The sequence below is a fragment of the Nodosilinea sp. FACHB-131 genome (assembly GCF_014695395.1).
Taxonomy (GTDB): Bacteria; Cyanobacteriota; Cyanobacteriia; order Phormidesmidales; family Phormidesmidaceae; genus Nodosilinea.
The window spans coordinates 54,189-74,353 of sequence record NZ_JACJOF010000023.1 but is presented as its reverse complement, the minus strand read 5'-3'; the positions used below and the strand labels follow the sequence as shown (position 1 = coordinate 74,353).

The 20,165-nt window shown below is 56.6% G+C and carries 17 protein-coding genes; 10 read left to right on the top strand and 7 right to left on the bottom strand.

All coding sequences use genetic code 11. From position 1 onward, the window contains the following. Positions 1–3 precede the first annotated feature (3 nt). Positions 4–3,885, bottom strand: a complete 3,882-nt coding sequence (locus tag H6F75_RS14160) for a hydantoinase B/oxoprolinase family protein (protein ID WP_190753121.1) — start codon at positions 3,883–3,885, stop codon at positions 4–6. Between the two features lie 170 nt (positions 3,886–4,055). Here H6F75_RS14160 and H6F75_RS14155 point away from each other — a divergent pair, with 170 nt between their 5' ends. Beyond that, a complete protein-coding gene (locus H6F75_RS14155; protein WP_190753120.1) occupies positions 4,056–5,009 on the top strand; it encodes a GDP-L-fucose synthase in 954 nt (317 codons plus the stop codon). A gap of 15 nt (positions 5,010–5,024) precedes the next feature. Here H6F75_RS14155 and H6F75_RS14150 read toward each other — a convergent pair whose 3' ends face one another. Together H6F75_RS14150 and H6F75_RS14145 are read right to left on the bottom strand one after the other, a co-directional pair. Next, positions 5,025–5,216, bottom strand: a complete 192-nt coding sequence (locus H6F75_RS14150; RefSeq protein WP_190753119.1) for a hypothetical protein — start codon at positions 5,214–5,216, stop codon at positions 5,025–5,027. Between the two features lie 69 nt (positions 5,217–5,285). Further along, positions 5,286–5,846 carry a type II secretion system protein gene (locus tag H6F75_RS14145; RefSeq protein WP_190753118.1) on the bottom strand — a complete coding sequence of 187 codons (561 nt, stop codon included), beginning with the start codon at positions 5,844–5,846 and terminating at the stop codon, positions 5,286–5,288. A gap of 305 nt (positions 5,847–6,151) precedes the next feature. Here H6F75_RS14145 and H6F75_RS14140 point away from each other — a divergent pair, with 305 nt between their 5' ends. The 4 genes from H6F75_RS14140 to H6F75_RS14125 all read left to right on the top strand — a co-directional run bounded on the left by H6F75_RS14140 (position 6,152) and on the right by H6F75_RS14125 (position 9,661). Next, positions 6,152–7,261 carry an S-(hydroxymethyl)glutathione dehydrogenase/class III alcohol dehydrogenase gene (locus H6F75_RS14140; protein ID WP_190753117.1) on the top strand — a complete coding sequence of 370 codons (1,110 nt, stop codon included), beginning with the start codon at positions 6,152–6,154 and terminating at the stop codon, positions 7,259–7,261. 179 nt (positions 7,262–7,440) lie between these two features. Continuing rightward, complete coding sequence (gene fghA, locus H6F75_RS14135) at positions 7,441–8,295, top strand: S-formylglutathione hydrolase (protein WP_190753116.1); 855 nt, start codon at positions 7,441–7,443, stop codon at positions 8,293–8,295. A gap of 48 nt (positions 8,296–8,343) precedes the next feature. After that, entirely contained in the window at positions 8,344–8,907 is a 564-nt protein-coding gene (locus H6F75_RS14130; RefSeq protein WP_190753115.1) for a DUF4168 domain-containing protein, read from the top strand. A gap of 145 nt (positions 8,908–9,052) precedes the next feature. After that, entirely contained in the window at positions 9,053–9,661 is a 609-nt protein-coding gene (locus H6F75_RS14125) for a TetR/AcrR family transcriptional regulator (protein WP_190631972.1), read from the top strand. Between the two features lie 98 nt (positions 9,662–9,759). Here the strand turns inward: H6F75_RS14125 and H6F75_RS14120 are convergent, their stop codons facing one another. Further along, entirely contained in the window at positions 9,760–10,446 is a 687-nt protein-coding gene (locus H6F75_RS14120) for a glutathione S-transferase N-terminal domain-containing protein (RefSeq protein WP_190753114.1), read from the bottom strand. A 330-nt stretch (positions 10,447–10,776) separates the two neighbouring features. Between H6F75_RS14120 and H6F75_RS14115 the strand changes: the two genes are divergently transcribed. The 4 genes from H6F75_RS14115 to H6F75_RS14100 all read left to right on the top strand — a co-directional run bounded on the left by H6F75_RS14115 (position 10,777) and on the right by H6F75_RS14100 (position 16,922). Continuing rightward, the gene (locus H6F75_RS14115; protein ID WP_190753113.1) at positions 10,777–11,544 is read left to right on the top strand and encodes a hypothetical protein; all 768 of its coding nucleotides are present in this window, start codon (positions 10,777–10,779) and stop codon (positions 11,542–11,544) included. Between the two features lie 162 nt (positions 11,545–11,706). Next, entirely contained in the window at positions 11,707–12,396 is a 690-nt protein-coding gene (locus tag H6F75_RS14110) for a DUF4079 domain-containing protein (protein WP_190753112.1), read from the top strand. 675 nt (positions 12,397–13,071) lie between these two features. After that, positions 13,072–13,575 (top strand): GNAT family N-acetyltransferase, encoded by a 504-nt coding sequence (locus tag H6F75_RS14105; protein ID WP_190753111.1) that lies wholly within the window; start codon positions 13,072–13,074, stop codon positions 13,573–13,575. 212 nt (positions 13,576–13,787) lie between these two features. Further along, positions 13,788–16,922 (top strand): UPF0182 family protein, encoded by a 3,135-nt coding sequence (locus tag H6F75_RS14100; RefSeq protein ID WP_190753110.1) that lies wholly within the window; start codon positions 13,788–13,790, stop codon positions 16,920–16,922. Between the two features lie 4 nt (positions 16,923–16,926). On the opposite strand, the gene H6F75_RS14095 is transcribed toward H6F75_RS14100, so the two are convergent. Further along, complete coding sequence (locus H6F75_RS14095; protein WP_242020014.1) at positions 16,927–17,436, bottom strand: hypothetical protein; 510 nt, start codon at positions 17,434–17,436, stop codon at positions 16,927–16,929. 144 nt (positions 17,437–17,580) lie between these two features. Between H6F75_RS14095 and H6F75_RS14090 the strand changes: the two genes are divergently transcribed. Further along, complete coding sequence (locus tag H6F75_RS14090) at positions 17,581–18,519, top strand: glycosyltransferase (protein WP_190753109.1); 939 nt, start codon at positions 17,581–17,583, stop codon at positions 18,517–18,519. 82 nt (positions 18,520–18,601) lie between these two features. On the opposite strand, the gene H6F75_RS14085 is transcribed toward H6F75_RS14090, so the two are convergent. Further along, entirely contained in the window at positions 18,602–18,808 is a 207-nt protein-coding gene (locus H6F75_RS14085) for a hypothetical protein (RefSeq protein ID WP_190753108.1), read from the bottom strand. Between the two features lie 275 nt (positions 18,809–19,083). Then, positions 19,084–20,079: a GDSL-type esterase/lipase family protein gene (locus tag H6F75_RS14080; RefSeq protein ID WP_242020012.1), complete on the bottom strand. Its 996-nt coding sequence runs from the start codon at positions 20,077–20,079 to the stop codon at positions 19,084–19,086. Between the last annotated feature and the right edge of the window lie 86 nt (positions 20,080–20,165).

The following is a 20,165-nucleotide window of genomic DNA, read 5'->3' as shown; positions in this document are numbered from 1 at the left end:
ACCCTACTCTTTTGCGTTGCCAAAGCCGCCGCCGCCTGGTGTAGCGATCCGAATGCAGTCCCCCTCATTTAGGGCTACGGTAGCCTGCCCAGGTAAAGGATCAACCTGGCCATTGGCACGAATTACAGAGTTCTCGCCTACCTGCCCTGGCTGACCGCCCGCCAAGCCAAAGGGCGGCACTAGTCGATGGTTTGAAAGAATGGCGGCCGTCATCGGTTCGCGAAATTCCACGGTGCGCACAATGCCGTTGCCGCCAGTATATTCCCCCGCGCCGCCGCTGCCCTGGCGAATGCAGAATTCTCTCAGCAGCACCGGAAAGCGCCATTCCAGCACTTCGGGATCGGTCAATCGCGAGTTGGTCATGTGGGTGTGCACCGCATCGGTGCCGGGGAAGCCGGGGCCAGCACCGGAGCCGCCGCAGATGGTTTCGTAATACTGGTGGCGATCGCTGCCAAAGGTGAAGTTGTTCATGGTGCCTTGGGAGGCGGCGATCGCACCTAGCGCCCCATACAACGCATCGGTCACCGCCTGAGACACCTCCACATTGCCCGCCACCACCGCCGCTGGATACTGAGGGTTCAGCATTGATCCCTCTGGGATCACTATTTCCAGCGGTTTGAGGCAGCCCGCGTTGAGGGGAATGTCGTCATCCACCAGCGTTCTAAACACATACAGCACCGCCGCTTTGCACACCGCTGCCGGAGCGTTGAAGTTGCTGGGCCGTTGGGGAGATGTTCCAGAAAAATCAATTGTGGCGCGGCGTCCCTCGCGGTTCACAGTGACCTGCACCGCAATTTGGCTACCGTCATCCATGGGGTAGGTGAACTGCCCGTCGTGGAGGCGATCGATCACCCGCCGCACGCATTCTTCAGCGTTGTCTTGCACATGCTGCATATAGGTCTGCACCAGGGCCAAACCGTAGTGCTCCACCAGCTTTTGCAGCTCTTGCGCCCCCTTTTCATTGGCTGCGATCTGGGCTTGTAAGTCGGCGATATTCTGCGTTGAGTTCCGTACGGGATAGGGAGCAGTCGTCAGGAGTTCCAACAATTCCGTTTCCAGAAACCGGCCCTGATCAACCAGCTGCACGTTATCGAGCAGCACGCCCTCTTCCTCAATTGAGGTGCTGTTCGACGGCATAGAGCCAGGGGTGATGCCGCCAATGTCGGCGTGGTGGCCGCGAGAGGCGACGTAGAAGAGTGGATGGGTGGGCGGGTGGATGGGTGGATGGGTGGATGGAGTTTGAGAGGGTTTTGGGTTCTCCTCTGTCTCCGACCGGGCGAAATAGGGGTGGGGCTCGGTCAAAAAGACCGGGGTGATGACGGTGATATCGGGCAGGTGGGTGCCGCCGTTGTAGGGGTTGTTTTGCAGGTAAACATCGCCGGGTTTGAGGTCAGCGCTCTTAGCCTCAATCAAACTCCGCACGCTTTCGCCCATCGACCCCAGATGCACAGGAATATGGGGCGCATTGGCCACGAGCTGTCCCTGCTGGTCAAACAGCGCGCAGGAGAAATCTAGCCGCTCTTTGATGTTGACCGAGTAGCTGGTGTTTTGTAGTGTGATCCCCATCTCTTCGGCCACAGCGCGGAAGAGATTGTTGAAAATTTCAAGCAGCACAGGGTCGGGTGGGGTTGGGGCAGAATTGGTGTCTGTGGCAGAGAAATTTTGAGTTTTGAATTTTGAATTTTGAGTTCTTGACTTCTGACTTTTAGCTTTCTTGTTTAATATCAAATGCCCCTTTGCTGTCAGCGTTGCGCTCCATCCGGGTTCTACAACATTGGTTCCAGTCGATTCGATGATCAGGGCAGGGCCGGCGATCGCATTCCCCGGGCACAGATCATCGCGGTGGTAGACCGGGGTGTCATACCATGTGTTGGCGGTGTAGATAGACACGCTGGTTTTAGGAATGAGCGGCGTAGTGCGGGAGCCGTGGATCTCGGGCTCGTCGGGGCTGTGGGTGTGGCCGATGACTTCGACCGCAGCGGTATCGACAATGAGAGTTTTGTCTTCTTGGGCGAAACCGTAGCGCTGACGGTGCAGGGTGGTGAACTGCGATCGCATCGCCTCTACCCTAGCAAAATCTACCGCCAGCACCGAATCGTTACCTTCGTATTTCAGCAACAGCCGAGGCAAAACCTGGGGCAATTTTGACTTCTCCGGTTCCCCTCGCCCTCCGGAAGAGGGGCTAGGGGAGAGGGCCTCAAACCCCTGCTGCCGCAGTTCTTCCAATCCCTTATTGGCCAAAGACTCCACCACCTGCTGAATTTGGGGCAGAGTGTCTTCGCTCAGCGGCAATTCGACGGATTGCTCGTTGAGCGATCGTACGTCCGCCAGTCCCATGCCGTAGGCCGACAGCACCCCCGCGTAGGGGTGTAGAAACACCTCCGTCATGCCCAGAGCGTCGGCGATCAAGCAGGCGTGCTGACCCCCGGCCCCACCAAAACTGCACAGCACATACTCCGAAACGTCATAGCCCCGCTGCACCGAGATTTTTTTGATCGCGTTGGCCATTTTCTCCACTGCAATGGTGAGAAACCCAGCGGCGACCTGCTCGGGGCTGCGAGTATCCCCAGTGGCCTCGCGAATTTCTTCTGCTAGGGCCGCAAACTGCTCGTGCACCACCGCCGCATCTAACGGCAAATCTCCCTCCGGCCCAAACATGTGAGGGAAAAACTCGGGCTGAAGTTTGCCCACCATCACGTTGCAGTCGGTCACCGCCAGCGGCCCGCCGTGGCGATAGCAGGCCGGTCCCGGATAGGCCCCCGCCGACTCTGGCCCCACCCGGTAGCGGCTGCCGTCAAAGCTGACGATTGAGCCGCCCCCCGCCGCCACGGTGTGAATCGCCATCATCGGTGCCCGCAGCCGCACCCCCGCCACCTCAGTTTCAAAGGTGCGCTCGTACTCGCCCCGGTAGTGGGAGACATCGGTCGAAGTGCCGCCCATGTCAAAGCCGATAATGCGATCGTACCCGGCTTGGCGGCTGGTCTGCACCGCTCCCACCACGCCCCCAGCGGGGCCAGAGAGAATGCTGTCCTTGCCCTGAAACAGCGCCGCATCCGTGAGGCCGCCGTTGGACTGCATGAACATGAGGTGAGGAGGGAGTGGGGAGGAGGGGGAAGGTGAAGAAGTTTGGGACTGCTTGTTCTCCCCCATCCCCCCCATCTCACCCACTCCCAATTGCCCCGCCACTCGATCGACGTAGCGCCTGAGAATCGGCGACAGATACGCATCCACTACCGTCGTGTCACCTCGACTGACCAGCTTGATTAACGGGCTCACCTGGTGAGAGAGGGAAACCTGGGTAAAGCCAACCTGACGGGCGAGGTCTCCCAGACGCAGTTCGTGGACAGGGTAGCGATAGCCGTGCATCAGCACGATCGCACAGGCCCGAATCCCAGTTCCGTAAGATCGCTGAAGTTCCTGGATCAGCCGTTCTTCTTCCTCTGCACACAAAGGAACCAGCACCTCGCCCTGGGCGGTGAGGCGTTCGTTGACCTCGATCACCTGCTCGTAGAGCATTTCGGGCAGCTCGATGTGGCGGGCAAAAATGTTGGGGCGGTTTTGGTAGCCAATGCGCAGAGCATCTCTAAAGCCCTGGGTAGTGACCAGGAGGGTGCGATCGCCCTTGCGCTCCAGCAGCGCATTGGTGGCCACAGTTGTCCCCATTTTCACCGCCTCGATTAGCTCAGCAGGAATTATTTCCTCTGGGCCAAGCCCCAGCAGATCGCGCATACCTTGGATAGGAGCATCGGTGTAGCGATCGGGGTTTTCGGACAGCAGCTTATGAACGATAATTTGCCCATCGGGGCAGCGGGCCACAATGTCGGTAAAGGTGCCGCCGCGATCGATCCAAAATTGCCAGCGGTTGGGCAGGGGCGGTAGGGTCATGGCGCAAAGGAGTGGGAAACTGGAGATGGGCCTCAGTTCTTATTGTGAACTACGGCTAAACTCGGCGAGCGGGCAGTTGTCGTTGGCGGTTCCTCGGTGCCAGACTCGTGACAATGGGGATAGGCCATCTACATTTAGTTCTTGTGTAATTTTTATCTAAGCTCAACCCTATGGATACTCAATCTAAGATCTATGTAGCGGGTTCCCGTGGCCTGGTCGGTAGCGCCCTAGTAAGAACCCTCAAGGCCCAGGGCTATGAAAACTTAGTGCTGCGCTCTAGCCAAGAGCTTGACCTGCGCAGTCAGGCAGCGGTAGATGAGTTCTTCGCCCAAGAAAAGCCCGACTACGTCTTTCTAGCGGCGGCAAAGGTGGGCGGCATCCACGCCAACAACACCTATCGGGCCGAGTTTCTCTACGACAATTTGATGATTGAGGCCAACATCATCCACAGCGCTTACCAGCACGGCGCGCAAAAGCTGCTGTTCCTCGGGTCATCCTGCATTTACCCGAAGCTTTGCCCGCAGCCCATGAAAGAAGACTACCTGCTGACGGGTTTTTTAGAGCCGACCAATGAGCCCTATGCGATCGCCAAAATTGCCGGCCTCAAGCTCTGCGAAAACTACTGCCGTCAGTACGGCGTGAGCTTTATCTCGGCCATGCCCACCAACCTCTACGGCCTCAACGACAACTTTGATTTAGCCAACTCCCACGTGCTGCCCGCGCTGATGCGCAAGTTTCACGAAGCCAAGGTGAATGGTGATCCCACGGTCACCGTGTGGGGCACCGGCACCCCCCTGCGCGAGTTTTTGTATGTGGATGATTTGGCCGACGCCCTGGTGTTTTTGATGAACAACTACAACGATGTAGATTTCGTCAACGTCGGCACCGGGCAAGAGGTTTCGATCAAAGAACTGGCCCTCACCATGAAAGCTGTGGTCGGCTATGAAGGTGACCTGGTGTTTGATACCACCAAGCCTGACGGCACCCCGCGTAAACTGCTCGACGTCTCACGCCTCAACGCAGCAGGCTGGCAGGCCAAAACCGACCTCAAAACTGGTATTGAGCAAACCTACGCCTGGTTTTTGCAGAGCTACGACTCACTGCGAGGCCGAACTACCGCCTAGGGTTGTAGTGCCTCATCAGGCGGGCTCGCATTTGCCGCTGCGAATCAACCCCACCCGGCGGGCAATGGCTTCCTGCTGGGTGGCGTAGGGGCCCCACATGGGGCGACGCTCTTGAAGTCGCTCTCGGCTGATGCTCTCGGCGGACAGCACGTTGCAGGTGCCGTCTTCGGCCTGAACGACGTACCACCCCTCATTTTTTTCTGACATTCACTCACTCCTAACCATGTCATGGCGCTAACCTATTAAACTCGGTTTTGCTCCAAGTGGGGGGAGAGGTTAATAACAGAAGCGATCGTTGCTATTAACTTGGGTGTGCCCTTTGCCCTTGCGCATCGCCCCAATCATGGTAGAAACCACCACACAGCGGTGAGTTTGTTGGCTACCACCCGTTGAGAAGGTTACGGTGCTGAGCCCGGCCTTGACATTGCCGTACATGTCAAACTTGACATAGTAAGTGCCGCCTGAGCTCAGCATGGTGTTGTCAATAGCGGCAAAAACGACGCCCTCAACCAGAGGAGTCCAAGCGGCTGCTTGACTCGATAACGTCGTTTCGGGATGGCTGGCCCACTCGATACGCCCGTTGCGATCGCGAATACTGAAGCGGCGATCGTGGCGCTGCTGCATCGCATCAGCCTGGGTAGCCCGCATGGCCTGATACACCATGTCTTGGCTAATGTTGATTTTGCGCTGCTGCACCAGTTGAAACCATGAAGGGGCTGCGATCGCCGCCATCAACCCCACAATCACCACCGCAATCAAGCTTTCAATCAGCGTAAACCCAGCAGAATTAGCTTGTCCACAGAGCGGTTTACGCGATCGCTGCAAGAGTTGAGTCATATCGTAGATGCAGATAGCCTGGTGCGCCTAAGATGCCCCTGTGCTAAGGCGTATGGCAACTATTTACCCTCACATCGGCCATTTTGCCGAGTTATGTCTGAGAAAGCTGACAGATGGCCTAAGCGGCGCAAAGTCGCTAAGCTGACTAAGGTGTTGCAACAGCTCAGTTGAACCGGTTTCAACCCCTTGCTCAACCAGCCAAATTGTAGATTCGGATTACATGCGCTGGTGTCGAGCAACAGCCTATAGGGCTGTTGCTCGACACCAGCGCCACAGTTTCAATTGACCAAAGGAGAACTTCGCCCGTGGATGTTAGAGCCGCCGTTGCCCTTGGCCCTGGCCAACCCCTGACTATCGAAACCGTCCAGCTAGAGGGGCCTCGCGAGGGTGAAGTGTTAGTCGAAATTAAAGCCACCGGCATTTGCCACACCGATGCCTATACCCTGTCTGGCAAAGATCCCGAAGGGTTATTTCCGGCAGTTCTGGGTCATGAGGGAGCCGGGGTGGTGGCCGAAGTCGGCCCTGGCGTTACCAGCCTCAAACCTGGCGATCACGTGATTCCGCTTTATGTACCTGAGTGCCGTCAGTGCGAATACTGCCTCAGCTTTAAGACTAACCTCTGCCAGGCTATCCGCCTCACCCAGGGGCGGGGTCTCATGCCCGACGGCAGCAGTCGATTTTCTCTAGGTGGCGAGCCGCTGTTTCACTACATGGGCACCTCCACCTTCTCGAACTACACGGTGGTACCCGAAATCGCCCTGGCCAAAATTCGCTCTGACGCACCGTTTGAGAAAGTCTGCTACATCGGCTGCGGCGTCACCACCGGCCTAGGCGCGGTGATTAACACCGCCAAAGTTGAACCCGGTGCCAACGTAGTGGTGTTTGGCCTCGGCGGCATTGGCCTCAATGTGATCCAGGGCTGCCGCATGGTGGGGGCTAACAAAATCATCGGCGTTGACATCAATCCCAACCGTCAAGAATTGGCCACCAAGTTTGGCATGACCCATTTCGTCAATCCGAAGGAGGTGGAAGGCGACCTGGTGGCTCACCTGGTGGAATTAACGGGCGGCGGGGCCGATTACAGCTTTGAGTGCGTGGGCAATGTCAACCTCATGCGCCAGGCGTTGGAGTGCTGCCACAAGGGCTGGGGCGTCAGCGTCATTGTCGGTGTCGCCGCCGCAGATGAAGAAATTAGCACCCGCCCCTTTCAGCTGGTGACCGGGCGGGAGTGGAAGGGCACCGCCTTTGGTGGAGCCAGGGGTCGCACCGACGTCCCCAAGATTGTCGACTGGTACATGGACGGCAAGATCAACATCGATGACCTGATCACCCATGTCATGCCGCTAGATGAAATCAACACGGCCTTTGACCTCATGCATCGAGGTGAGAGCATTCGCAGCGTGGTGACGTTTTAGGGCACCTAGATGATCTTTTCTGTAGAGAAAGGGTCTCATGCCATTGCGTCTTTAATGGTGGGCAGTGCCCACCCTACGAGTCCTTGGGTTAAATACTCTCCTCGCGTGATGCGGGGCAGACACGTGGGTTGGTCTCACCCATCCACCCCCTACCCATCTACCCCCTTACCCATCTCCCCATGTCTTCCCTAACTCTCCATAACCAACATGCCTGCTTTGGCGGCACGGTCGGCTACTACAGCCATCCGTCGGCTGTCTGCAACTGCGAGATGCGATTCGCGGTGTTTGTGCCACCCCAGGCGCAGAATGGTCTGGTGCCGGTGCTGTTTTACCTCTCGGGTTTAACCTGCACCGAAGACAATTTCACCTCTAAAGCTGGGGCGCAGCGCTATGCCGCCGAGCACGGGCTGATGCTGGTAGCCCCCGACACCAGCCCTCGCGGCGAAGGGGTGCCCGATGAACCAGAGGCCTGGGATTTTGGTATTGGAGCCGGGTTTTACGTGGATGCCACGGAAGCACCTTGGAGCAAAAACTACAACCTGTACAGCTATGTGGTGCAGGAACTGCCCGATCTGATCGCCGAAGAGTTCTCAGTGCGGCGCGGTCGCATGGGCGTTTTTGGCCACTCCATGGGGGGCCATGGGGCACTGGTGTGCGGCTTGCGCAATCCCGACTTGTTTAAATCGATCTCGGCCTTTGCGCCGATCGCCGCTCCTTCCCAATGTCCCTGGGGTCAGAAGGCATTCTCGGGCTATCTGGGCTCAGACACGGATAGCTGGAAGGCCTACGATGCGACGGAGCTGGTGAAGGTCCACCCTCAGCCCGATCGCACCATCTTGATTGACCAGGGTACCGCCGATAATTTTTTGGCTCAGGGCCAGCTGCTGCCCGACCTGTTCGCAGACGCCTGCAAACAGGCCGGACAACCCCTAGTTCTACGCATGCAGCCAGGTTACGATCACAGCTACTTTTTTATGGCGTCCTTTATGGCTGACCATCTGCGCCACCATGCCGATGTGTTAACAAAGGGCTAGGCTAGGGAAGATTGTCCAAGCCGACTCGCGTTATCAGGAGACTCCACTATGGTGAGATATTGTGTTGCCGCTCTACTAATCGTGCTGGCATGGTTGACCCCTGGGGCAGCTTGGGCTGGCCCATCATCCTCGCTGCTCGCTCAGGCCACCGGGGTAGATGTGCCTGAGGTTGACGCCACTGCACCCATTGACGATGCCGACATTGCCACCTTTGCCAAGGTGTACCAGCAGGTGCAAACCCTGCGCCTCCAGGCCGAGCGAGAGATGGCCAAGGCCGTAGAAGACGAAGGACTGACCATTGAGCAGTTTAATGCGATCGCAGAGACCCAGCTCGGCGGTGCAGCTGACAGCCCCGAAGACATGGCTAAAGTCGTTGAAAAAGCCAAAATTTCTAAAAAAGACGACAAAAAGTTTAAAGCTGCTGTAGACCGCATCATCGCTATTCGTCAGAGCACCGAAGGCGACATGGAAAAAGCGATCGAGGCCGACGGACTCTCAATTGATACGTTTAACAGCATTCTGGAGCGCTCCGCCGACGATACTGCCCTCCAGCGGCAGATCAGCGATGAGATCGTCAAGCAAACTCTGGCCGCCGCCGAATCGGTAGACTAGCTCTGGTCAGAGCAATAACCAAGACCCTTAAGAGTAGTTATCTCAGGTTTTATGAGGTTATGTGAACCCAGCCCCGGCCTTTAGGGGAATGGGGTCACAATGGGCCACAGAAGCCGATCTGTGCTTACTCTTGAGGGTTTTTGTGATGGTGCCTTTCTTCAAAACCGCCCCTGCGGAAACCGATACGGAGACTAAGATTCTAAAAGCGGCCCTAAAGCTGTTTGCCAAACATGGTTACGGGGGGACAACTACCCGTGAGCTAGCCCAGACCGCTGGAGTAGCTGAGGGCACTCTGTTTCGCCATTTTGAGAATAAGAAAGCAATTCTAGTGGCGGTGGCCAGCCAGGGCTGGGTTGAAATTCTCACCGACTTGCTGACTGAGCTGAGCGAAATGGCCAGCTATAAGGCGATCGGCCAGGTCATGCAGCGGCGCATGCTCAATCTGCAAAAGAACTCGGCTCTGATGCGCGTGTGCTTTATGGAAGCGCAGTTTCACCCCGAGCTGCGGGAGCAGATTCAAACCGAAGTGATTGGCAAAATGATCGACGTCGCCGAAGCGTTCTTTCAAACCGCTATGGATCGCGGCGTCTACCGACCGATGAACGCTCGCATGGTGGCGCGAGTCTTTTTAGGCATGTTTACGGTCGCGGGCTTTAGCCAAGACACCCTCGGCGACGAAGCCGCCTCGCCCCAGGCGATGAAAGACCTGGCGGAGTGTTTGACGGATATTTTCTTAAACGGCGTGCTGGCCTAGGGGACTGGGAAAGTTTTGAGTGTTTAATTTTGAGTTTTGAATTTGGGCTCTCAACTTAAAACTCAAAATTCAAAATTCAAAACTTTTCCTTGCCGCTCCTACCTTCTTCCCTGACCAAACAAAATCGCCTTGGCCTCGTCGCTCATGGTCGACTCGGCGCGCATTGACTCGGCGATCGCATAGGCCCGCTCCACCGCTGGCCGCGCTTTGATCGCCTCAAACCAGCGCTTCACGTTGGGGAAATCCTCCAGGTTTTGCTGCTGGGTTTCGTAGGGCACAATCCAGGGGTAGCAGGCCATATCGGCGATGGAGTAGTCGCCAGCAATAAAGTCTTTGCCCTCAAGCTGCCGATCTAGAACGCCGTAGAGGCGCTCGGTTTCTTTGACGTAGCGGTTGATGGCGTAGGGAATTTTCTCAGGAGCGTAGCTGCCAAAGTGGTGGTTTTGGCCCAGCATTGGCCCCAGCCCGCCCATCTGCCAAAACAGCCACTGCATGACGTTGGCGCGATCGCGCAGCCCCGACGGCAAAAACTGCCCGGTCTTTTCGGCTAGATACTGCAAAATTGCCCCCGACTCAAACAGGCTCAGGGGTTCGCCACCATCGGCTGGCTCGTGATCGACGATGGCGGGAATGCGGTTGTTGGGCGCGATCGCCAGAAAGTCGGGGTTAAACTGATCGCCCTTGCCGATGTTGATGGGTTTGATGGTGTAGTCTACATCAGCTTCTTCGAGAAAAATGGTGACCTTGTGGCCGTTGGGGGTCGTCCAATAATAGAGGTCAATCATGGCGAGCATCCTTGGGGGCAAAGCACGGGAGCAGACCCAAATAGCCTAAACCAAGTCCTCCGCTATTGTGAAAAATTTAGTACAATTGAACTATGTAATAACGATAGGCACAGCGCTTAAAGCAGCAACTGAGAGAAAACGCGCTGATATTAGTTCAAAACCCCAGCTTCTAGGGCGTTGTAAGCCCTAAGTTGTGCGGAGCTCAACATTTCTTTCGATTTTGTTCCCATCCAAATCTCGATCTGGCCTTAGAATCAAGCGATATTTCGGACTCGCGCCCGAGCAGACCGGCCCTTAGGGCCAGCCCACCGCCCCAAAGGATGACTCGTTATGGCCATTATTGCCCTGAAAGCCTGGTATCTCGAAGCCTACGAGCCGGTTCGAGATTTAGAGCAGCGGCCCCACGACCTGCGGCTGAGCAAAAACAGCCTGTTGAAGTCGGCACTGCGCGCCGACTTTCTAGACGACAGCGCCGATGTGAAGCAGTCGGCCTGGTTTCAGCGGTATCTCGATGGCGAAACCGTGGAGTTTTACATCGAGGGCAGCGGTGGCTACGGCATTGCTAACATCGACCTGATCAGCCACGAGATCTATTTCACTAAGCTAGATGTCATGGCCCGTCTAGAGCCGATTGTTTACTTCTGCTATCAGCAAGAGTACAGCGAGTCGGGCGAGGCTCTGCACCAGGCCCTCACCGATGCGATCGCAAGCTTCAACAAAAAATCTCGCATTGCCCTCACCCTAGAGGTGTCCCAGCGGCTCAGCGACGGCCCGGCCCGGCTCAACAGCGCGCTTACCCGCAAAATTCGCAAGTCGCTGCTGTTTGTGGCCGATGGCACCCCGATTACAGCCGTAGAAGGCAACACCACGCTGCTGGTGCCCAGCCCTCATGTGTGTGTGGAGATGGGCTATGCGCTTCAGGCCAAGCCCGCCGAGCAGATTTTACTGGCCCAAATGGAGCGAGCCGATATTGTCGGACAGTACCCCTTTGACCTGCCTGCCCAAAACCGGTTGACCTTTAAAACCAAAACCGACATTGTCAAGCAGATTCCCAAGGCCCTTGAGCAGCACTTATCTCGCTTTAATCTTTGGGCTTAGCGGCATCGATAAGATAACACCTGTAAACGCGTGGGGCTGGTCTTTGACCATTGCTTTGGTACCAACATCCGAGATTGTGCGGCGAATCACCGTGCCGGTCGAGGGCTGTGCCCTAAAGTAAGAAAAACTTAGCCCAACCACGCTCTCTCTTCAGGAAACCCCATGCTCGATGCCCCCGATCTGCTCAGACTGCTGCACCCGTTTTTAGCCGTCACGGTAGTGATGCCGCTGATAGGTGTAGCCGTTTATTTTGCGGTGCAGACTCGCCAGCGGCGCTTGGCCGTGGCCGACAAAACCAAAACGACCATCTCTCCGGTGGTCGGCAAAGAGCATGTGCGGGTTGGGCAATGGCTGTCTGGGGCAGTGGTGAGTTTAGTGCTTTTGGGTTTAGCCCATCCGATTTTCAAGACCCTCACTCAGGAAAATGTTTGGGCTGAAGACCCCTTTCGAGGTGTGTTTGTGGTGGCTATGTACGCGTTCACCTTGGGGGCTTTGGTATTGCTATATCGCTCCAGCAGCCAGGTTTGGCGGGGCACCTTTGCAACGCTGACCGGCATGGGGCTGTGGCTGCTGGGAATGCAGCCGGGGGTGTTTCGGCGCGGCTATGAGTGGCCGGTGTCTCACTTTTATTTGGGCATGACGGCGGCCATGCTGATGATCTTTGCCCTCGCCACCCTGCCCGAAATTTATAAGTCTAAGCGCTGGCGACTGACCCACGCCGCCCTCAATACCGTGGCGGTGCTGCTGTTCATTAGCCAAGGCATTACCGGCGTGCGCGATCTGCTCGAAATTCCGCTGCACTGGCAAGAGCCCTTTATTTACCAGTGCGATTTTCAGAATAAGACTTGCTGAGGGCGGCGTAGGGCGATCGCCCCTGGCCTGCTTGCTCCCAATCTCTCTGGGCCGCCCAGCGGTAAGCGGTTGCCGCTTAGGTTAGCAGGATGGTTTTGACTGAGCGATGCTCCGTTGGGAGGCGCCTTGCAAGCGATGCCCCCCCGGGGGCGCACCTTTTTAGAATTTAGGGCTTGAGGTTGCAGTTGCCTGCCTGGCGCTAAATTGCAGGGTGAAATTGCCAAACAGCTGTGCCAGTTTAACGATCAGCGGACTGTGTTTAACGATCATTGCCCACTGATCGCTAAACAGCTGTGCCACTTTAACGATCAGCTATGCCAGTTTAACGATCAGCGGGCTGTGTTTAACGATCAGCGAGTGCAATACGTTAAACAGCTGTGCCAGTTTAACGATCAGAGGTCTGACAATAGCGATCGCAGGGCGCAGATTACGAATAGGGTTAGTAAGGTACCAGGTTCCTGGTGCGGCCGCCCAAACCGGGTTACAGGTAAAGGAGCCCGGTACCTATGACAACAACGAGACTTACTGAATCAGTACCGTTTTGGTGAGAATAGCCATCCAGGTTTGGGGCTCGCCTGGGTGCCCTGGCTCAATGCCACTGGGTGGTGCGGGGAAGTTAAAATCTCGTAATTGTGAAGAGGCTGGTAAGTCGAGACTGTCAATAGAGTATCCAGCATGAATGTTGAAGTCTTACCAGCTTTAATTACGGAAAAGTCAATTATCCAGCGGATGATGGAGCTTTATCAGTATGACTTTTCAGAGTTCGAGAACATCGATTTAGATGAGCATGGATGCTTTGGCTATTTGTATCTAGATTACTATTGGGTTGAAGCTGATCGCCATCCGTTTTTGGTGCGAGTGGATAGCAAACTTGCTGGCTTTGTGTTGGTGAATCAATACACGTACCTTCCAGGTAGCCAATACTCAGTGGCGGAGTTCTTCATCTTACGAAAATACCGTAAGTATGGAATTGGTCGCCAGGTTGCATTTCACATTTTTGATTTATTTTGTGGTTGTTGGGAAATCCATCAAGTTCATACAAACAGTGTTGCCCAACAGTTTTGGCGAAGTGTTATAAGAGCATACACAGAGAATAACTATGCCGAGACAGTAATGGAAGATACAGATTGGACAGGCATTGTTCAATGTTTTGACAATACAGCTAAATTGAGGTCTTGAGTAAAATGGTGTCAGCAATCGCAGCAGAACAAACCTGTCGGAGCGGACTATCAAGGTTGATTTGGTGTAATAGCAAAGTTGGTCGATAGCCGCTCAACAGAACCGTTAGACATTGCTACCTGGCTCTCGTCTATAACAGACTGTCACGGTGCCTCGGCACTGAGCCGCTACAATCTAGGCACTGCTGGGGTAGGTGTCGATCTGTAGGGCCCATGATTACTAAAGCATTTGCTAAAAGTTTGCCCCGGTGGGGGTGGCTGGGGCTAGGGCTGCTAACGCTGCTCTTTTTCGATGCGGTTATCAATCTTCAGGCTGAGCAACTTTGGTTTGAGGAGGTCAACTACCTGGCGATGTTTTGGCTGCGGCTCAGGTCGCAGCTGATCCTCGGCATTGTGCCTATTCTGTGCACCCTGGGTTTTACCTGGGGCAATCTGACCCTGGCCGATCGCGCTCAACCGCTCGAGAAACCGGGCGATCGCCGGACTCACGCCAGCAGTTTAGGCCTTGGTGGACTGCTGCTGTTAGGAGGCACCCTGAGCTTTTTGCTGGGCCTACAGCTGATTTACCAGGGACAAATTGCCGGCGAATTTTGGCAGCAGACCACTACCCTCTATGACTCCACCACCCCCCTGGCCCTGTGGCCTAAGCTCCAGCTGTTCAAGGTTATTGGGCAATTTTTTATCACCCAGCCCTGGCTGCTGATTGCCTTAGGCATTAGCACCGTGGCCTTTTTGCTCTATCCTCGACAGCTAGGGCGGCTGGCGGCAATGCTCATGAGCCTCGGCTACGGGCTGATTTTGGCCAAGCAGTGGCCCACAGTGCTGCTTTCCCTTGACCCGGTGCCCTACGGACAGACAGAGCCGATCTTCAACCGAGATATTGCTTTCTATATTTTTCGGCTACCGGTGCTGCGCCTGCTCGAATTTTGGGTGGTTGGCGGCCTCTTTTTCACTCTGGTCAGCGTGTATCTGGTCTATTTGCTCAGGGATAATACCCTCAGCCAGGGGCGTTTCTATGGCTTTTCAAATGCTCAGCAGCAGCACCTCTACAATCTGGCCGGGCTGCTGTTTTTGGCTACCAGCGTTAGTCACTGGCTAGGGCGCTACGACGTGCTCTACTCCGGCGAAGGCGTAGTGTATGGCGCTGACTACACCCACGTCAACGTGGTGCTGCCCGCCAACTGGTTGCTGTCGCTCTTTACCTTGGGGTTGGGGCTGGTCTTTCTCAGCCGAGGGCTGCTGTGGGCTCCGAATTACATCAACCCGATGCGCAAAGTTCCTCCCGCTGGTGTCGCTAAAGCTCCTCAGGGGTGGTGGGCGGGGATGGGGCGTACCAGTCTGTTGATCAAAGGCATCTGTGGTTACTTGGTGTTAACGCTATTGGGCCTGGTGCTGGTGCCCGCTATGGTGCAACGGCTGGTGGTGCAGCCCAACGAACTCCAGCGTGAGCGTCCCTACATTACTAATTCTATTGAGCTTACCCGCGCCGCCTTTGATCTGGAGGCCATTGAGTCAGAACCCTTTGACTCTAGCGGTGACCTCAACGCCGAAGACCTTGAGCAAAACGATCTCACCCTCGAGAACATTCGTCTATGGGACTCACGGCCGCTGCTCGACAGCAACCGTCAGCTTCAGCAAATTCGCCTGTACTACGAGTTTAAAGACGCCGACTTCGATCGCTATAACATTTTGAACCAGGAGCGCCGCTCTGAGCGCCGTCAGGTGATGATCTCAGCGCGGGAGCTCAACTACGAGCGGGTGCCCGACATTGCTAAAACCTGGGTGAACGAGCACCTGGTCTATACCCACGGCTACGGCTTTACCCTCAGCCCGGTGAATACCGCCGGCGCCGATGGGCTGCCGACTTACTTTGTTAGCGGCATTAACAACTTGCCCAGCAGCGACGAGGTGCGCCAAAGCATTCCCATTGGGGAGCCGCGCCTGTATTTTGGCGAACTCACCGACACCTACGTCATGACCAACACCCAGGTGCTAGAGCTCGACTACCCTAGCGGCAACGAGAATGTCTATACCTCTTACCTAGGACGAGGCGGCATTAACCTGGGCAGTATTTGGCGGCGGCTGTTGTTTGCCCGCTACCTGCTCGACTGGCGCATGCTGTTTACCGAAGACTTTACCGGTGATACGCGGCTGCTGTTTCGCCGCAATATTGCCGATCGCGTGCGGGCGATCGCTCCCTTTTTGCGCTTTGACACCGACCCCTACCTGGTCGCCGCTGACATTGGTAACGCCTCGCGGCAGTGGGGCACTGGCTCAGCCCACGGTAGCCGCCCCCCCAGCACGGTTAGCTTTGAAGGTTTTCGCGATCGCGACCCTAACCTCACCGTCGAAAACTACGACTCCCAGGACACTGAAGGCTATCTCTACTGGGTGATCGATGCCTACACTGTCAGCGGTCGCTACCCCTACTCTGACCCCGGCGACAACGATTTTAACTACATTCGCAATTCGGTCAAGGTGGTGGTCGACGCCTACAACGGGGCGATTAGCTTCTTTGTCGCTGACCCCAACGACCCCATCATTCAAACCTGGAGCCGGCTGCTGCCCGCCATGTTTGAATCATTGGATGCCATGCCCGACAGCCTGCGCGCCCACATCCGCTACCCGCAGGATCTGTTTTCGGTACAGGCCGACTCGCTCATGACTTACCACATGACCGATCCCCAGGTGTTTTATAACCGGGAAGACCAGTGGCGCGCCCCTAGCGAAATCTACGCCAGCGAGTCGCAACAGGTCGATCCCTACTACCTAATCATGAAGCTGCCCGAGGAGGACACCGAGGAGTTTGTGCTGCTGCGGCTGTTTACCCCAGCCCAGCGCAACAACCTGATTGCCTGGCTAGCGGCAAGATCAGACGGCGATCGCTATGGGCTGCGGCTGCTCTACCGCTTCCCTAAGCAGGAGCTGGTGTTTGGCCCCGAGCAGATTGAGGCCCGCATCAACCAGGATCCCGAAATTTCTCAGCGCATTTCCCTCTGGGATACCCAGGGATCCCAAGCCCAGCAGGGCAATTTGCTGGTGATTCCCATTGAACAGTCGCTGATCTACGTAGAGCCCTTGTACCTCGTGGCTGAGCAGAATCAGCTGCCCACCCTGACCCGGGTGATTTTGGTCTACAAAAACCGCATTGCCATGGCTTCCACGCTACAAGCGGTGCTGTCGGCGGTGTTTTTAGAGGAGCCTGAGCCAGCGACCCCAATTTTGCGTGAGCTAGGGGCAGAGCCTCCCGAAGCCGACCAGCCACTGCAACCGCTGCCGGGTATAGACACTCCCACCGGAGCCCCCGCTGAGGAGGGCCTGCTAGAGGAGGCTCCACCGGGGGGGTGACCGTCTAGGGGCGATCTAAAAACTGCGCCAGCAGCTCTTTGGCGGGCTCTACCATTGCCCAGGTGCCATCGGCTTGGCGGCGCAGGGTAGCAAAGGCCACGGTGTTGCCACTGCCGATGGGCTCGCCCTGGGACAGGTCGCCCAACTTCACCTGGCGCAGCCCGCAGAGGCGAAACAGGTAGGCGGGCACATCTGGACTCGACAAAATGATGCACTGGTTGGCGTTACCCTCGGCGGGCTGCACCTGACCATCAAACGGCATGAACACTCGATTGCCCTTGAGGTCGACCGTGATGTCGCCCAGGCCGCTCTGCACTGAATATCCCGCTAGGCGATCGCCGGGCTGCAGCGCCCACTTTTGGTGCAGGGTGATGTTGCGCGGGCCGGGGTCGGGGTTGGAACCGGAGCAGGCCGCAGACAGCAGCACGAGGGCCAGGGTCATCCCCTGCCACGGCCTCCACTCCAATTGATGGCCGCCGTCTATCCCCGTCCTTAGCTCTGTATTAGCGCCCATTGCTCGCCAGTCATAAATACACATGAACTTTAGTTCATTTATACTGAATATGCCATTGTTTTTTGGGTACAGGCCGGGGTGTAGCCCAATCGCGTCTAGAGCAGGCCAAGGCGCTAGGATATTAGGGCCGTTTGGAGGCCCACCGTGTTTTTCAGCGTTGTTACCCCTACCTACAATCGCCAGCCCATTCTGGAGAAGTGTCTGCGTGCCTTAGAAGAGCAGAGGTTTGACCCAGCGCTGATCACAGACTATGAGCTAGTCGTCGTAGATGATGGCTCCACCGATGGCACCATTGAGTGGCTGCAAGTCAATGCCGCCGAGTTTCCCCATGTGCGGCTGGTGGAGCGCCATCACCAGGGAGCGGCGGCCGCCCGCAACTACGGGGTACAGGTGGCCCAGGGGGACACCATTGTCTTTGTCGATAGCGATGTAGTTATGCCGCCGGGCAGTCTCCAGGCCCATGCCCAGGCCCTAACGGATGCTTACCAGCAATTGGGGAACGATCGCGTATTCACCGCCGGTCGCCTGGTGAACACCAGCAACTTTGAACAGCCCACTGCCGAACCCGTCAAGGTGACGGATTTCTCCAACGCCTTTTTTGATACGGCCAACCTGGCGATCGCCAGGCACTGGCTGCTGACTGCTGGTCTGTTCGACACCGAGTTTAGCCAGTACGGCTGGGAGGATTTAGAGCTGGGGGTGCGGCTCAAAAACCTGGGCGTCACCATGGTCAAAGTGCCTGAAGCCGTGGGCTACCACTACCACCCCCCCTTCTCCCTCGATCAAATTCCTAAGATGATCGACCAGGAAACTCAGCGGGGTCGCATGGGAGCAATCTTCTATAAAAAGCACCCCACCCGCGAAGTGCGCATGATGATCCAGATGACGCCCCTCCACCAGGTGCTCTGGGGTGTACTCACCGCTGGCGGCCGGTTGAATGAGCGCACCATGGCCCCCCTGTTGCGCTGGCTGATTGCCCAGGGCAAGCCTCGGGTGGCTCTGGAACTGGCGCGGGTGTTTCTCAACTGGTATACGGTGCAGGGGGTATATGCCGCCTATAGCGAACTTCAGCAGCAGGGATAGAGGGTGTACGGTTCAAGGTATAGGGTTTAGGGTCCGTATCTAGCCTCATGTCCTAAACCCTATACCCTAAATCTTTTACCCTCTACATCAACCACATTTCAGCAGCACTGGCGATCGCCATAGCCAGCATTCCAACCGCCAGGTATTGAAGCAGGGGCGGCCGAGTTTGTCGCTGACGCTCAGTGGAGCGCAGAGCACCGTAGATGTGGGGTGCTCCGATCAGAAAGAAGAACAGTTGGAGGATGTCGACCTTCCGCCGCTCCAGCGTGAAATTGGATTGGGGGTGCATCAAAAATTCTCCTTTGAGGTTGGCACTAAACGTTGGTCCGTCGTGACCAGCAAACAATGTAACACAACGTTAAAAAAACTTGTGTTGCGTCACAATGTGATCTTTTAAGCTTTCACCCTATGGGTAGGTCTTTACTAAAGGAGCGATCACAGAAGAGCGAAAAATGAAAAAAATTACCTTTTGGGCTTGAATTTTGGCGTTTTGGGCTGTTTAACCCAGATTTCACTGGCCATGTCAAAATTTTGTAGGCAGCTTTGAGCAGACTCGACGCTTCCTCACCACAGATCGGTCAGGGGCTCGTGGGTCGGAGGCAAGGATGGGTCGGGGGCGTAGCTCCAAAGTTCGAGCAGCAGCTTGGCTAGGGCTTGGCTCAACCAGTCATTGCCCTCGGGGCTGAGGTGAATGTGGTCGAAGTAGAGCGGTTCGTGGGCCGTCTGCCGAAACAAGGGCAGACCGTCGAGGTAGGGAATGCCCTCGCTCTGGGCAAAGGTGGTAAGGCGCTGGCGGGCCACCAATTCATAGTCGCGGGGGCCGTCGGGGTCAAGCTCTCGGCACAGGGGAGTCATAGCGATCGCCAACCGCCCGCCCGCAGCCTGCACCACCTGGTTGAGCTGGCGCAGGGCCTCTAAGTTGACCCCCACGCGATCGCCAGCCTGGTCATGCAGCGCTTGGAGCGCCGGGCTGGAAGTATAGCCGCGCCGACGCTGGGCCACCTCCCACAAGGCCAGGGGCGGACGGCGGGTGGGGTAGGCGGGGTTGCGACCCAGCTCGTAGCTGTTGGGGGCGATCGCAAACAGATCGTCAGTGTTGAGTACCACCAGCACCAGCTGGGCCTCAAAGGTGCCAAACCGCAGCAGGTAGCCCAGCTCGTTGCGCGGTCCCCAGGAGTTGGCCGAGGCGTTGAGCACCTCCACCGTTTCTACCCCTGGTGGATTGAGGTCGACTAACGCCTGCTGCACCTTGACCGACAGTAGCTGGCTCTGATCGGTCCACCAGCCGCCGTTGACGATCGAGTCGCCCACCATCAGCACCCGCAGGGTATCGATCGGTCGCTGGGCCGCCACCGCTGGCCCCCGCATGGAATATTGATTAATCTCAACGCGGTTACCCCGCCGTCGTAGGCTCTGGTTAGGGGCGAGGCGGTAGCCGGTGCGAGCATCGGCCACGTAGAGGGGCGGGTTGCCGAGGCCATAGCGCACCCGCAGCAGCAGCTCGACGATCGCGATCGCCACCACCCCGACTCCCAACCCCCAGAGCAAAATTTTGACCAAGGTCGCCCCTATTGCAGCACCACATTTTAGTCACATTCCCCAGAGTTGTGGCAGGGGATGGGGTGACATCTCCGAGTGGGGGTGGG